This is a genomic window from Alkaliphilus metalliredigens QYMF, assembly GCF_000016985.1.
Taxonomy (GTDB): Bacteria; Bacillota; Clostridia; order Peptostreptococcales; family Natronincolaceae; genus Alkaliphilus_A; species Alkaliphilus_A metalliredigens.
Genome location: NC_009633.1, coordinates 524,608 through 539,246, shown reverse-complemented (window position 1 = coordinate 539,246; position 14,639 = coordinate 524,608). Strand labels below are relative to the sequence as shown.

Sequence of the window (14,639 nt, the reverse complement as noted above, 5' to 3'; positions counted from 1 at the left end):
TGCTTCTTATACCTGCTGGTTTTTCTCATATAACTCTTGTAGCTCTCTATCATCTATTTCACCTACTTCTTTATCAAAAAAAATTTTTCCATCCTTCAATGCTACGATTCTTGAACAATATTTTTTTGCTAAGTTAACATCATGAAGGTTGATCATAATTGTTATCTGGCTTTTTTCATTGATCTGCTTAAAATAGTCCATCACAACTTGAGCCGATGATAAGTCCAGACTAGATACGGGTTCATCGGCCAAAATAATTTTAGGCTTTTGACATAGGGTTTTGGCAATGGCAACCCTTTGCTTCTGTCCTCCACTTAATTGATCTGTCCTGGCAAACATTTTGTCTTTAAGTCCAATCTGTTCCAATGCATCTACCGCTATTTCATAATCTGTATCATCAAATAATCCAAAGAAGGATTTTAAGGAAGACTTGTAACCTAGCCTTCCTACCAAAACATTTTCCAATACAGATGATCTTTCCACAAGATTAAAATCTTGGAACACAAAACCTATTTCTCTCCTGATATCCCTCAGCTTATCATTCCTTAATAAACCTATATCTGTACCTTGAATGTATACATTTCCCTTTGAGGGCCTAACAAGTAAATTCACTGTTTTTAATAGGCTTGACTTTCCGCTTCCACTCAAGCCTATCACCCCAACAAACTGGCCTCTTTCAACGTCTAAGCTAATGTCATCCACGGCTAGATTTTTTTTATTATATAAGACAGATACATTTTCTAGCTTTATCATTTCCTCAGCTCCTAGTTGGCCTCTTGTAAGTCAACATTCATTGATTTTGCAGTTTCTCTGATAATATTATAATCTTCATCTGTTGCTTCTACAAACCCATACATATTAAACAACTCTTTTAAAAGTGCTGAGCCTTCTTCATCTTCTGCTATTGTCAATAACGCATTTTTTATTTTCTCTTGCATGTCAGCATCCATGCTTCCCTTTACCGTTACACTGATGTTAGGTATATCATTTGTATATCCTAATACCCTTGTTTGTTCCATGGCATTAGGAAAATCCTTTTCATATCTCTGTCTCACATCAACAAATGTAGTGGCCACATCGACATCACCATTTAAAAGAAGCTGTAAGGCCTTATCATGTCCACCGCTATAAATGTATTCAATATCCTGTTCCAGCTCTACACCCTCTGCCATTAAGTGAGCTCCTGGAAATAAGTACCCCGATGTGGACGACGGATCTACGAAAGCCACCGTCTTATTATGAATGTCTTGAAAATCGTTAATATCTGAATCACTTCTCACTAAAAATTGTGACCGATAACTACTTTCTCCACTACTATTTAAAGCTGTCAATACAACTTGGGCATTGCTTTCACTATTAGCCAAAACATATGCAAATGGAGGAATAAACCCGAAATCCACCTGTCCTGACCCTAAACCTTCTACTACGCCAACATAGTTTGTGGCTGTAAAAGCTTCTACTTTTACGCCAATTTCCTCTGATAGCATTTCAGCTAATGGCTCAACGGATTCAATTAATTTATCTCCATCCATCATGGGTACAAAGCCCATTCTGATGGTTTCCTCCTTTGCACTGGTACATCCAGCTACTGCACTGATCAACACAATCATTAAAATAATCATCAACTTTTTATTCATTTCTCAAGTCCCCCTAAATAGTTATATCCTTACTCATATTTTACACTAATTTCAATCTTTTTTCAATACACTTTCAGTACAATTTCTAAAATTGTACCCCTGTCGAAGCTTTTAATTAGAATTGTATCGATGCATTATTAAAGACAAGCCCTATCCCTTATATTTTCTAAGTAGGCACCGGAGTTTTTATTTATTCGAAATTTTACAGCGTGCTTACGCATAAATCAATCCATATTAAACATACTAAAAATACTTGTATTATTATGGAGGTTTTTTGATTGAACTTTCTAAATCGTTTTTTTAAAAATAAAAAAGAGAGCAAAACAGAAATCAAAATCAGTGATGAAGTACATATCCCCCTTCACATTTCAAAAAGTGTGAATATCAATAGAGAAAATTTAGAAAAAGCATTTGAAAACTGTGATGATCTCACATACCGAACAGTGAAATTACAGGACCACGAAAAAACCATCGAAGTGTTATTAATCTATTTAAATAATTTAGTGGATTTAAAGGATATTAATCAAAACATAATTAAACCACTCAACTCTTATGATGCAAGTAATAATGTACAATCCAGGGATGAAAAAATCAATATAAACACAATTGAAGAAATCATTAATACCCATGATATACAAAGGATAAATAATATGAAGTACGCTATGGAGGGGATTCTATCGGGAGATACCCTGTTACTCATGGACCATGATGTCGATGGACTGCTACTACGGACCCAGGGGGGAGAGATCAGAAGCATAGAAGAATCCGATGTTGAAAGTGTTATCAGAGGTCCAAGGGATAGCTTCATTGAAAATGTTCATGTGAATATAGGCCTCATTCGAAAAAAAATTAAAAGTCCCTCATTAAAGGTCAAACAATTAATCATTGGAAGCGAAAGCCATACAATTGTTTGTGTTTGTTATATGGAAAACATCGTTAATCAACAGGCCTTGTCTAATATTATGAATAAGCTTAAGGAAATTAAAATAGATGGTATTTTTGAGAGCGGCTACATCGAGCAATATTTAGAAGGGAGTCCCTATTCCCCATTTCCTCAAATGCAAATAACAGAACGCCCCGATAAGGTTTGTGGAAATCTATTGGAAGGAAAGATTATTATTTTAGTCGATGGGAGCCCTGTGAGCTTAATCCTCCCCATAAGCTTTTTTCAGCTTTTTCAATCTCCTGAAGACTATTATGAAAGAGTCTTATTTGGAAATTTCACAAGACTTTTACGTTTTTTAGGGTTTTTTATCGCGACTTCACTACCCTCTATTTATGTGGCCCTCATTTCCTTTCATCAGGAAATGCTCCCCATGGATTTAATCATAGACCTTTCTAGGTCCAGGGCTCAGGTTCCCTTTCCCCCAGTCATCGAAGCTATATTAATGGAGGTAACCATTGAGCTCTTAAGAGAATCCAGTGCCCGTCTTCCTGGTACCATTGGACAGACCATAGGGATTGTTGGGGCCATTGTCATAGGAGATGCAGCTATTCAGGCTAATATAGTAAGCCCTGTTATGATCATTGTTGTTGCCGTTACTGCTCTGGGAAGCTATGTACTTCCCCATTACAGCAGCACCTATCCCCTACGGATGATACGATTTCCGATTATTTTAATGGCAGCCACCTTTGGGGCCTTTGGTATTATCATCGCTTGGACCTGGATTATCATACATTTATGTAGTATTGATTCCTTTGGCTATCCCTATCTTTCGCCCTTGGCTCCTTTAGATCCAAATATAAAAAAGGATGCTTTGATTAGAGGTACACTATGGGGTTTTAGAAAAAGACCACAAACAGCTAATAAGGGAAATAGAAGTCGATGGTAAAGAGAGGAGGGGTTGAGCATGTATCAAAAACATAAAAATGGAGAAATAACTGCTATCCAATCCGCCATCTTTCTGATTAGCATTATGATAGGCACTGGAATCTTAGGTCTCGCTAGATCCGTAGCTGAGGTCTCAAATCAGGATGCTTGGATTTCAGTTTTTATCAATGGACTCTTCATTAGCTTTGTTGTGATGATTATTGTTTATACGGTTAGCAAGTTCCCCCAGCATAATTTCCTTCAATATAATTGCTATCTACTCAGTAAACCCTTGGGATATTTTGTTACCCTATGTTATGTCATTTATGCAATATTAGTTACTGCCATCATTACCACATTTTTAACTGAAATGGTTTATACTTGGCTATTGCCCAATACCCCTATGACAGTCATTAAATTAATGATTGTCATCACAATGGTCTATATGACTCGAAATGGGATTACTACTTTAGCAAGATTTACTGAATCTATTGCATTTTTGTTGATTCCCTTTGCCTTTTTGATATTCGTAGGCTTACCAGAAGCCTCCTTCATTAACCTAAGACCCATTGGCGGTTCTGGTTTAAGCTCTATTTTCAAGGGTACTATTCCTTCTTTTTTTGCCTTTGCTGGCTATGAGTCCCTTTTGGTTTACTATCCTTATATCTCCAACAAACAAAAACCCATTATGAAGTATTCTATTTCCGCCATTATGATTGTCACAATATTTTACACTGCTGTTGTCATGTCTCAAATTGCATTGTATGGATCTGACGAAATTGCGGTGGTGCTATATCCTTCTATTAATTATTTGACCGCCATCGATTTTCCTATCATTGAAAGGACAGAGATATTTTTTACGATTTTTTGGATCTTTACTGTACTGGCCACCATTGGCATTCAATATTTAGTAGCAGGCATTTTATTACAAAATATTTTTCAAACAAAAACCACAAATATTTTTGTTTATGCTTTATCTCCAGTGATTTTTTTATTATCTCTTTATCCTAAAAACACAGCAGTAGTGGTTTCCTTGGGAGAAAAAATAGGACAACTAAATATCTTTTTTGGGTTTTTATTTCCATTTTTATTATTAATTATGTATTTGATAAAAGGAAAAGATAATCGACATAACAAGGAAAATAGAACAGGATAATAAAGGGAGGGGTAATCCCCATGAAAAAAGTAATTAAACTCCTCATTGTATTATTGTTGATATCATCTCTGTCAGCCTGTTGGGATGCTAGAGACTTAGAGGAGCTACTAATTGTTTTTGGGCTTGGTATTGATATGAGTGAAGAGAATCCTGAAAACTATTTCTTTACCATCGGTTTTCCTACCATCATAGAAGAAGCTCCCGAACAGAAATCGGAATTCTCCACAGAGGCCCCTTCTCTTGGTAAAGGAAAAAGTAATTTACAGCAAAAGGTCTATAGAGCGATCTCCTATGATAATGTTAAAATTGTTGTTTTGGGCGAGGAAGCAGCTAGGCAAGGTATTATTCAACATGTTGATTCAATGCTCCGGGAACCTCTGTTTCGTGGGACAACTCGATTTGCTGTTGTTAAGGATAGGGCTGCTGACTTATTTGAACTACAACCTCCTGTTGCCCTTTTTGTCAGTACTTTTATTTTTGACTCCATTCAACAAAACTATGAAAACACAACAGTACCCATTACGACCTTGCGAAATTTCAGTAACCAATACTATACCATTGGCATTGAACCCGCTATGCCCTTTATCTGCTATGGTGCCGATAGAACTGAGCTTAATGTAGGCTGTGTAGCACTGTTTAGGGGCGACAAGATGATACATCGCCTTCAGGGACATGATAGCAAGGCCTTTATGCTTCTAATAGATGAAATCCATGGCGGACTATATACTTTTGACTATATTCCAGAGGGGACAGAAAAGGGAGAATTTATATCAATTACCCTTAAGGGGGGACGGAGTAAAATCAAGACAAAACTCATTGACTCACAACTATACATCTATCATGATATTTCAATCAACGGCAATTTAGGCGAATACACAGCATCAGAGCATATCATGACAGAAGAAAAGATTGAAGAGACTGAAAATTATCTTGCCGGAGAAGTAAAGAAACATCTGCAGTCTACCGTAGAAATATTACAATATGAATTACAAAATGATAATGTTGGCTATGGAAAATATGTGAAAGCCAATCATCCTGAGTTTTTTAATGGTGAGAATTGGAATCATCAGTTTTCAGAGGCTGTCATTCACGTTAATCCCTCTGTTAGAATTAGAACTGTTGGGATTAGTCCTTAAGGACCCTTACTCCTTTTATTGTAGTATAAAAAGTCCCCTGTTAATAAATACTATAAATGTAAAAATAAATAAAAACATCCACACTATTGCACAAGACATTGGATATTTCCACGTATTCACATCAAATTTAATTGGAGAAGGAGGATAAAATGAATACAGGACCACAACAGCCTCAAAATACCATGGAACAAAACAGTAAAAATGAGAAATTAGATTTGCATCGTGTAGATCATAACAATGAATTGCTTACAACAAATCAAGGGGGACGGGTCTCTAATACTGACGATTCCCTCAAGGCAGGTGCCCGGGGTCCAACGTTAATGGAGGATTTTCATTTCAGAGAGAAAATGACTCATTTTGATCACGAGCGCATTCCAGAGCGTGTTGTCCATGCCCGTGGATTTGGTGTCCATGGCTACTTTCAAGTTTATGAACCAATGGCCGAACTTACTAAGGCTAAATTCCTACAGGATCCAACAAAAAAAACACCAGTATTCGTGCGTTTTTCAACAGTGGTAGGTTCTAAGGGTTCAGCCGATACCGTCCGGGATGTGAGGGGTTTTGCCACTAAGTTTTATACCGAAGACGGCAATTATGACCTTGTCTCCAATAACATTCCTGTGTTCTTTATTCAGGATGCAATTAAATTCCCAGATGTAGTTCATGCCATTAAGCCAGAGCCTCATAATGAAATTCCACAGGCTTCTGCCGCCCACGATACCTTTTGGGACTTCGTTGTCAATACCCCAGAGACTGCCCATATGATTATGTGGCTACTCTCAGATCGAGCTATTCCACGAAGCTTCAGAATGATGGAAGGCTTTGGCGTCAATACCTTTCGATTTGTAAATGAACAGGGCAAGGCACGGTTTGTGAAGTTCCATTGGAAGCCCTTGTTGGGTGTCCATTCCCTGGTTTGGGATGAAGCCCAAAAGCTGGCAGGAAAGGATCCAGATTATCATAGACGGGATTTATGGGATGCAATTGACATGGGAGAATATCCAGAATATGAGCTGGGGGTACAAATAGTAGAGGAGGAGGAGGAATTCAATTTCGATTTTGATATCCTTGATGCCACTAAGATTTGGCCTGAGGAAATGATCCCCGTTAAACGAATCGGTAAGATGACCTTGGATAATAATGTGGCCAACTTTTTTGCAGAGACGGAGCAAGTGGCATTCCATCCTGGCCATGTGGTGCCAGGGATTGATTTTAGTAATGACCCCTTATTACAGGGTAGGTTATTTTCCTACTTAGATACGCAGCTCATCCGTTTGGGTGGCCCTAACTTCCATGAGATCCCCATTAACCGACCCATGGCCCCTATACATAATAATCAGCGGGATGGCTATCATCGTATGACCATAGACCGTGGCCGGGTTAGCTATTCACCAAACTCCCTCCAAAATGATGCACCTCATCCAGCTCCCGAAGCTGATCATGGCTATGTTCATCATGCAGAGAAGGTCGAGGGTCAAAAGGTTCGTGAGCGTAGTGAGAGCTTTAGAGATCATTATAGACAAGCAACCCTTTTCTGGAATAGTATGTCTAGTGCAGAAAAGCAACATATCATCGAAGCCTTCCACTTCGAGGTGGGAAGCGTTATGGATAAACAAATTAAACAGCGGGTCGTGAACATGTTTAACAATGTAGATGGACAGCTGGCCACACAAATTGCAGTTGGTGTGGGGGCAGATTCACCAGCAGCCCTAGGTGGAAATGGCGTCACAGCCACCTCACCAGCCGTAAGCCAGGAGAATACCGTCAAGGATGCTCGGACTAGAAAGGTTGCCATATTATTAGAAAATGGATTTAATTATCCAGAAGTAACCCAGGTAATGTCTGCCTTCAATGGCGCCGGCGTCCATACAGAAATTGTCAGTAAAAACCTGGGCATGCTGACAAGTGTTGATGGCCAGCAGTTGGAAGTAGGTAAAAATTATGCAACCACTGCATCTATCAAATACGATGCGGTTTACGTACCTGGAGGTCCACAAAGCATCAACAGTTTAATGATGCAGGGTGATGCATTGCATTTTGTCAACGAAGCCTTTAAGCATGCTAAAGCAATCGGAGCCACAAATGAAGGCGTTGATCTGTTGATGGCCTCTGCTATTCAAGGGGTCAATATGGCTGGTGGCAATACACAGGATCAACTCATTACAGAAATGGGCGTCGTCACAGTTCGAAATGTGACAGACACCAATCAATTCAGCCAGGAATTCACCAATGCCATCGCTCAGCATCGTCATTGGAGTCGTCAGAACAAAAAACAAATGATCCCTGCTTAGTTTCTATCTCTCTATGTATATTGAGTATATGAAAAAAACCAGTTTATCGTTTTATTTAGATGAACTGGTTTTTTCCATATTTCTATTAAACATTATTGTTTGCTTCCTATCATTTCTTATCTTCTTACCAGCCCTTAACACTTTCTAAAATTTCATCAGGGACCCTTCCTGCTTCAACATCACATAACGCTTCTTCAATAATATCTAGGGCTTTATCAAGTTCTTTCTTTGATATGGTAAGTGGTGGGGCAATCCTAAGCACATTACCACTAAAGAATGTGATGAACAAGCCTTTTTCCCAGCATCGATAGGAAACCTTTGCTGTTTCATCCTTTGCCCGCTCTTTTGTACCACGGTCTTTAACCAGATCGACTCCTATCATCAGACCCTTTCCACGAATATCACCGATTAAAGGATGTTTTTCCTTCATCTCTTCAAAACGTTTAATCGTATAGTTCCCTAATTCTTCAGCCTTCTTTACAAGTCCTTCTTCTTCAATGATATCTATTGTGGCCAGGGCTGCCGCACAGCATATGGGGTTTCCTGCTGTTGAATAAGATCCAGCCGGTGCTCCCCAGCCCTCAAGTATCTCTTTTCGTGCCACTAAGGCTGCCAATGGCATTCCCGATGCAATGCTTTTTCCAAGTACGATAATATCTGGCTCCAAATTATAATGCTCACTTGCAAACCATTTGCCAGTACGTCCGAAGCCACTTTGAACTTCATCCACCACCAAAAGAATCCCATTATCTTTGCATACCTTAACTAATTCTTCGATATATTCTGCTGGTGGCTCTATCACTCCCGAATCTCCCTGGAATGGTTCTAGAAATATTGCAGCCACTTCCTCCGCCGGTACAACTGTATTAAATAATTCTTTTAACTTTTCCATGCAATCCATATTACATCCAGAATCCGGTGATTTACGATTACATCGATAACAATCTGGATAGGGTATATGATAGACATCCGGCACGAAGGGTCCTAGATCTCTTCTCATGGGTAAACTAACCGCCGATAGCGATAATGCACCATATGTTGTTCCATGGTATGCACGGAAATATGAAATCACTTTTGTTCTTTTTGTATAGCTTCTGGCGACTTTAATGGCATTGTCATTGGCATCACCACCGGAAAGACTGAATGCTACCCGCTTTGGAAAATCCCCAGGTGTGATACGAATCAGTTCCTCTGCTAGATTTCCCATTTGTTCATGAACAGCATAAGCCGGGTTATAGTGAATAAATTTTTTCGTTTGTTCAATAATTGCATTAACCACCCTAGGATGACTATGCCCAACATTTGATACACAGGCAGCTGATAAAAAGTCTATGATCTCATTGCCATCATAATCCATTAATATAGCTCCCTTAGCCTCTTTGATTGCCAGTGGATAAAAAGCAATTCTCGTCCCAAGGGATATCAATTCATCGTCTTTTTGGATCACTTCAAGGCCTTTTATAATGTCATTCATATGCTCCCCCCCTTTAAAACTCACATAAATTTTTGTATATTATGATCCCATTTTTTCTATATATTCTTTAACAAAGCTACTGTCTTTTCTTATTTCTTCAGCAAGATAGTCAATATCTTCTTTTATAAGGGTCTTGATATCAACATCCTTTAAAGCATTTTTTAGATAAGAAGTTCTTAGCTTATCTATATCATAATCCTTTACTGACATCTGCTCTGGCTTTTCAGGAATCACCACTGACTTTCCAGGAATACCTTCTTCAGGATTTCCCCTTCTCACTTCAATTCCTTGCTTTGTGGCAAAGGTAAGCTGGGCTGTGGGATGCTTTCCTGCACCTGTGTACTCTGTTTCTTGTACCACAATTACTTCATCATCATTTAATTCCTTTGCAATGGCAATGGCCGCCGCCAATGATATACTACCTGCAGGTCCTCTCTCTATCCCCTCTAGCTGAGCTAGCATCTCACATGCATAAAATACTTCACCTTGAGTCATCGTTACATATCTATCGATATATCGAAGAGGCCTTGCGGCATTTTTCGGAACATCGGATCTATCTGGCCAAGTCATAAAAGGCATTCCAAATCCAGTGTGTCCCGTTGTAAAGGATTTTTTGTTAAAGTCTTTATCCGATGCCATATGTAGCCCCGAAAGATCCACTGAAGCTGCAATGATTTTTGTATTGTCACAATGAGCCTTTTTAATGCCTCTTGCTGTTCCCGTCACATTTCCACCACCTGCATGGGTCGTGATCACAGCAGCAGGTTCTTTTCCATATCTTTCCTTAACCTCTGTGGCGATTTCATAGCCAAGGGTTTCAATTCCGGCTATACCATATGGACTATATAATGATGCATTAAAGAACTTAGTCTCCTCCAATAGCACTAAAAACTGATAAAAAAGCTCAGGTCCTACTGTTAATTGAACAACCTCCGCCCCTAATGCCTCACAGATTCTTCCCTTTTCTAAAATTTCCGGTTGCCCTACCCCTCTACTGTCATGGGTTTCTTGGACAACAATACATTTCATTCCTCTCATTGCAGCCTGACTGGCAACTGCCGCACCATAGTTCCCACTTGTTGCAGCAATCACACCTTCATATCCCCTCTTTTGGGCTTCATATACAGATAATGCAGCCCGTCTAGCTTTAAAGCTTCCCGATGGGTTTTGGGCTTCGTCCTTCACAAGAATGGTGGCTCCCTTTCCGGGTTCAGACATACTACGAACCAATTTAGTGATGTTCTTCATTTCAACAAGCGGCGTTTGCCCCACACCAGTCTCTCTTTGGATCCTGATTGTTTCCTCTAATGGATAACCTACTTCCTCCATCATTTTTTCGTAATCAAATCCTATGGTCCCTATGGAAAATCTATCATAGTCAATTCCCAGTGCATCTTTCATAATTTCATTTTTTCTCTGGGTTACTTCATCGTAGGATTTACCCGCTCTACTCATGATCTTTCCACCTTTCCGAAAACAACCGACTTTTTAGCTCTGTTCCAATGGTTAACAGTTCCGGTACAGGCTCTCCATAATCAAATTCATGTCTTGGGTTATCTATTGTCAGCTCTCCCTCAATCACTCTTCCAATTAAAGTTCTTATTTTTACTCTCTCTCCAACTTTAGCATCCTGTAATAAAAAACCCTTTACCCTCATTTCTAGAGGGACCTGTTTTGTATCCTCCGGCAAGTGATGCGCTCGCTGGCTGGTTTGTAGAATAATATCATGGATTTCCACCCATTTACCTTTCTTGACTTCCATCACAACATCTCCTATCTTGTATAAAAAGTTTTAAAGCTTCACCGTCATACAGTTTTACTTAAAAAGAACGACAGGTCTCTTAAATTACCGATACATTTACTTTCCAATTCCGATGAATTTTCAAAGCCATATCCTGAAGCTTTTCTTTTGATGGGGGTCTGACTCCCTTTAACTTATAATTCCGATCTAATTGTTTATATTTAGACTCCCCTAACTGATGATAGGGTAAAAGATGCATTTCTTTTATTCCTATCTCCTTAGCGAAATTAACTGTTTCAACCATATTGCTCCAGCTATCATTGTATCCAGGAACAATGGGAATTCGGAGGATGATCTCTTTATTCATCTTAGCTATCCGTTTTGCATTTTCAAGGATCAACTGATTAGATGTACCCATCACTTCAAGATGCTGCTGAGCATCCATGGTCTTAATATCAAATAAAACCGTATCTATGTTTTCAATCACTGACCAAAGTAGATCCCATTGCTGATACCCTGATGTTTCAATCGCCGTATGAATATCTTGTCTTTTTGCCTCTTTCACCAATGCCGAAGCAAATTCTGGCTGCATCAGAGGTTCCCCTCCGGATAAAGTCATGCCACCTCCAGAGCGGTTGTAGAACATCTTATCTCTAGAAACCACATCTAGAACCTCCTGAACAGTTGCAATACGACCAATTTTTCGTTCTCCCATTTCCTCAATCTCAATTTTTTGAGATTCTGGGTTAGCACACCAGAGGCAACGTAATGGACACCCCTTAAAAAAGACCGTTGTTCGGATACCAGTTCCATCATGGATAGAGTAGCGTTGTATATTGTAAATGACTCCTTCTATTTCAAGTAATGACTCTGCCATATTTAAACACCTCTAAAGCTACCAAATTTTCTAATCACAGTGTATTGTATTCTGTTCTTCTTATGATATCGTCCTGCAGCTCCTTAGCCAGCTCTGTGAAACGTGCACTATAGCCAGCTACACGTATAATGAGATCCTGGTGCTTTTCAGGATACTCTTGGGCATCCTTCAGGGTACTTTCATCCACTACATTCACTTGGATTTCTTGACCTTTTAGATCATCGAAGTATACACTGACCAAATTAACCAATTGCTGTAGGTTTTTCTTTTCCTCTAATGCCATCTTCGTGAATTTTAGATTAACCACATTTCCTTCAATGGTACGGGTTTGGTCTATTTTACTAGCAGATAGCAACATCGCCGTGGGCCCTTCTTTATCCGCTCCATTAGATGCAGACATGGAATCCGCAACTGGCATTGTGGCCTTTCTTCCATTGGCAGTGGCCCCTGTAGTCCAGCCATGGGGAACTGTGGCCCCCAGGGTAAGGATGGTGGAGGTATAGAAACGGCCATCTATATCCTTATGTTTCTCGATTTCATCAAAGAAGATATTGATCATTTTTTGCATGACTTCATCTGCATAATCGTCGTCATTTCCGTATTTCGGCATAGCTAGGAGAGCTTGATATATTTTTTCCCCCTGAGCACCGGCAAAATTGCTATCTAAAATTTCTTTTAACTCCTTCATACTAATCAGTTGATCATCGAAAACAGCTTTTTTGACTCCTATCAACGAATCAGCAGCAGTGGCTTCTCCAACATGGAGAATCGGAGTCCCGCCCCATAGGGAGCCTCCCTGGGTCATATCCTTACCATTTTCAATACACCCCTCCACAAGGGATGACAAGAATAGATGCGGTGTATGCTCTCTTTGCACCATATCTACAACTGCTGCATTAATCACTTGGTGCTTTACGAAATATGCTGTTTGTGTTCGAACTGCTGTCAGAACATCATCAAAATCCTTTAAATCTTCTGGTGCACCTGTTTGGGGTCCGATCTGCTCATTTGTCAAACGATCCACACCATTATTAAGAGCCAAATCAACAACACGTGCTACATTTAAAAATCCACCATTAACACGGCCCTGGAAACCCCTAGGGGCTAATTCAACACAACCCACAATTCTATAATCTCGAATCCGTTCCATTGGCATATCTGGACAACCCCGCTTCAGAGCGGCTATACAAGCCTCATCCCCGAACATTGCTGGCATGCCAGTTCCTAACTTCACGACTTCTACCACCCTCAGCTTAAAATCCTCTGGAGTATCCTTATGAAATCGAACCGTAAATTGTGGATTTGTCAATCGAATATGTTCTTGGCTATTTAGCATTAAATAGCTTAACTCATTTGTCGCATCCTCACCCTCAGGTGTTTGTCCCCCAATGGTTACAGTTGGAGTCATGGGGAATCCAGGATGAATACGAACAGACTCACTGGCTTGAATTTTAATGATTTCATTCAATTTGATCCAAAGACAATCTAATAATTCTTGAATTTCATCTATTGTATATCGACCTTCTGCCATATCATTTTTATAATAAGAGTAGAGATACTGGTCCAGACGCCCGGGACAAACTGAGTCTCCATTTGTTTCAGTCTGAATAATCAGTTGCATAAAGGCCACAACCTGAATTGCATCCCATGTATCTCTTGCTGGATTTTCTGGAACCCATTGGCAAACATCGGCAATTTTTTCAAGCTCTTTTTTCCTTACAGGATTCTTCTCTTGGTCAGCCAGCTCTAGAGCCCTCTGAGCATAGCGTTTAGCATATGCAATCACCGAATCACAACAAACAATCAACCCTTCATAAAAAAGCTTCTTTTCAAGTCCTTCACTTGTGGTTAAATCAAGGGTCTGCATTTTTTCATTGACTTCGCTTTTAATCCCTACAAGCCCAACCTTTAAAAGCTTAGGAATATCATAGGCAGTATGGCCATAACCATTTTGTTCAAAAAGACCACGGGTGAACATATAAGCATCCCTAGCTCTTTTGGTTTCATCCGGTAGCATGGCCCGGTATCGATCATGGATGGTTTTGCCTCGCCAATATGGAAAAATGTCCTTCAGATCTTCCTTCACATTTTTCGGAACAATAAAGGTATCTTGGGTTCTGGTTTCCAATATTTCATCTAATTCCTCTTCCAACCACTTTGTAGAAAACTCAGGAAAAACAGGTGCTGATCTTCGCCCATTACTTCCGTGACTCCCTACAATTAATTCACCTTCAAAAATATTTTGCGTCATATTTCCTAGGATTTTTTTCAAGGCAAATGCCCTTCGGGTGACCGATGGCAGTGCTTCCGTTTCAGCATATGCCTCCGTCACCAAAAGCGCTCGTTCACTACATAAAATTGGCTTTGAATGAACAATTTCTTTTCTCATGGCTTCAATTCTAGGAGTCATGGATCTTCTAAGTTCTTTTTCGTTATATGTCACAACATTTTTCATTTTTATTCCACCACCTTTAACTCGTCTCGTGCCGCTCTAAATCAAACCACGCCAGATACTAC

11 protein-coding genes are annotated in these 14,639 nt (G+C 39.6%); 4 read left to right on the top strand and 7 right to left on the bottom strand.

Going from position 1 to position 14,639, the window contains the following annotated elements:
- Positions 1 to 6: 6 nt before the first annotated feature.
- Positions 7 to 753 (bottom strand): phosphonate ABC transporter ATP-binding protein, encoded by a 747-nt coding sequence (gene phnC / locus AMET_RS02595; protein WP_011971651.1) that lies wholly within the window; start codon positions 751 to 753, stop codon positions 7 to 9.
- 11 nt (positions 754 to 764) lie between these two features.
- On the bottom strand, positions 765 to 1,637 hold the full coding sequence (locus AMET_RS02590; protein WP_011971650.1) for a phosphate/phosphite/phosphonate ABC transporter substrate-binding protein: 873 nt from the start codon (positions 1,635 to 1,637) through the stop codon (positions 765 to 767).
- A gap of 278 nt (positions 1,638 to 1,915) precedes the next feature.
- On the opposite strand from AMET_RS02590, the gene AMET_RS02585 reads away from it, so the two are divergent.
- The 4 genes from AMET_RS02585 to AMET_RS02570 all read left to right on the top strand — a co-directional run bounded on the left by AMET_RS02585 (position 1,916) and on the right by AMET_RS02570 (position 8,030).
- A complete protein-coding gene (locus AMET_RS02585) occupies positions 1,916 to 3,469 on the top strand; it encodes a spore germination protein (RefSeq protein ID WP_011971649.1) in 1,554 nt (517 codons plus the stop codon).
- Positions 3,470 to 3,487: 18 nt separating this feature from the next.
- Positions 3,488 to 4,603, top strand: coding sequence for a GerAB/ArcD/ProY family transporter (locus AMET_RS02580; RefSeq protein ID WP_011971648.1), 1,116 nt, complete (start codon positions 3,488 to 3,490; stop codon positions 4,601 to 4,603).
- A gap of 20 nt (positions 4,604 to 4,623) precedes the next feature.
- On the top strand, positions 4,624 to 5,739 hold the full coding sequence (locus AMET_RS02575) for a Ger(x)C family spore germination protein (protein WP_011971647.1): 1,116 nt from the start codon (positions 4,624 to 4,626) through the stop codon (positions 5,737 to 5,739).
- A gap of 149 nt (positions 5,740 to 5,888) precedes the next feature.
- Entirely contained in the window at positions 5,889 to 8,030 is a 2,142-nt protein-coding gene (locus AMET_RS02570; protein ID WP_011971646.1) for a catalase, read from the top strand.
- Between the two features lie 124 nt (positions 8,031 to 8,154).
- Here AMET_RS02570 and AMET_RS02565 read toward each other — a convergent pair whose 3' ends face one another.
- The 5 genes from AMET_RS02565 to AMET_RS02545 all read right to left on the bottom strand — a co-directional run bounded on the left by AMET_RS02565 (position 8,155) and on the right by AMET_RS02545 (position 14,577).
- Positions 8,155 to 9,504: an aspartate aminotransferase family protein gene (locus AMET_RS02565; protein WP_011971645.1), complete on the bottom strand. Its 1,350-nt coding sequence runs from the start codon at positions 9,502 to 9,504 to the stop codon at positions 8,155 to 8,157.
- A 39-nt stretch (positions 9,505 to 9,543) separates the two neighbouring features.
- Entirely contained in the window at positions 9,544 to 10,959 is a 1,416-nt protein-coding gene (gene ortB, locus AMET_RS02560; RefSeq protein WP_011971644.1) for a 2-amino-4-oxopentanoate thiolase subunit OrtB, read from the bottom strand.
- Complete coding sequence (gene ortA / locus AMET_RS02555) at positions 10,952 to 11,266, bottom strand: 2-amino-4-oxopentanoate thiolase subunit OrtA (protein WP_011971643.1); 315 nt, start codon at positions 11,264 to 11,266, stop codon at positions 10,952 to 10,954. The genes ortB and ortA overlap by 8 nt, the downstream gene beginning before the upstream one ends.
- A gap of 79 nt (positions 11,267 to 11,345) precedes the next feature.
- Complete coding sequence (locus AMET_RS02550; protein ID WP_011971642.1) at positions 11,346 to 12,122, bottom strand: glycyl-radical enzyme activating protein; 777 nt, start codon at positions 12,120 to 12,122, stop codon at positions 11,346 to 11,348.
- Between the two features lie 34 nt (positions 12,123 to 12,156).
- On the bottom strand, positions 12,157 to 14,577 hold the full coding sequence (locus AMET_RS02545) for a glycyl radical protein (protein ID WP_011971641.1): 2,421 nt from the start codon (positions 14,575 to 14,577) through the stop codon (positions 12,157 to 12,159).
- Positions 14,578 to 14,639: the final 62 nt, after the last annotated feature.

Excerpts from the sequence above, each read along its gene's own strand:
- phnC (WP_011971651.1), bottom strand. The coding sequence starts at position 753 with ATGATAAAGCTAGAAAATGTATCTGTCTTATATAATAAAAAAAATCTA.
- AMET_RS02590 (WP_011971650.1), bottom strand. The coding sequence starts at position 1,637 with ATGAATAAAAAGTTGATGATTATTTTAATGATTGTGTTGATCAGTGCA.
- AMET_RS02580 (WP_011971648.1), top strand. The coding sequence starts at position 3,488 with ATGTATCAAAAACATAAAAATGGAGAAATAACTGCTATCCAATCCGCC.
- AMET_RS02575 (WP_011971647.1), top strand. The coding sequence starts at position 4,624 with ATGAAAAAAGTAATTAAACTCCTCATTGTATTATTGTTGATATCATCT.
- AMET_RS02570 (WP_011971646.1), top strand. The coding sequence starts at position 5,889 with ATGAATACAGGACCACAACAGCCTCAAAATACCATGGAACAAAACAGT.
- AMET_RS02565 (WP_011971645.1), bottom strand. The coding sequence starts at position 9,504 with ATGAATGACATTATAAAAGGCCTTGAAGTGATCCAAAAAGACGATGAA.
- ortB (WP_011971644.1), bottom strand. The coding sequence starts at position 10,959 with ATGAGTAGAGCGGGTAAATCCTACGATGAAGTAACCCAGAGAAAAAAT.
- ortA (WP_011971643.1), bottom strand. The coding sequence starts at position 11,266 with ATGGAAGTCAAGAAAGGTAAATGGGTGGAAATCCATGATATTATTCTA.
- AMET_RS02550 (WP_011971642.1), bottom strand. The coding sequence starts at position 12,122 with ATGGCAGAGTCATTACTTGAAATAGAAGGAGTCATTTACAATATACAA.
- AMET_RS02545 (WP_011971641.1), bottom strand. The coding sequence starts at position 14,577 with ATGAAAAATGTTGTGACATATAACGAAAAAGAACTTAGAAGATCCATG.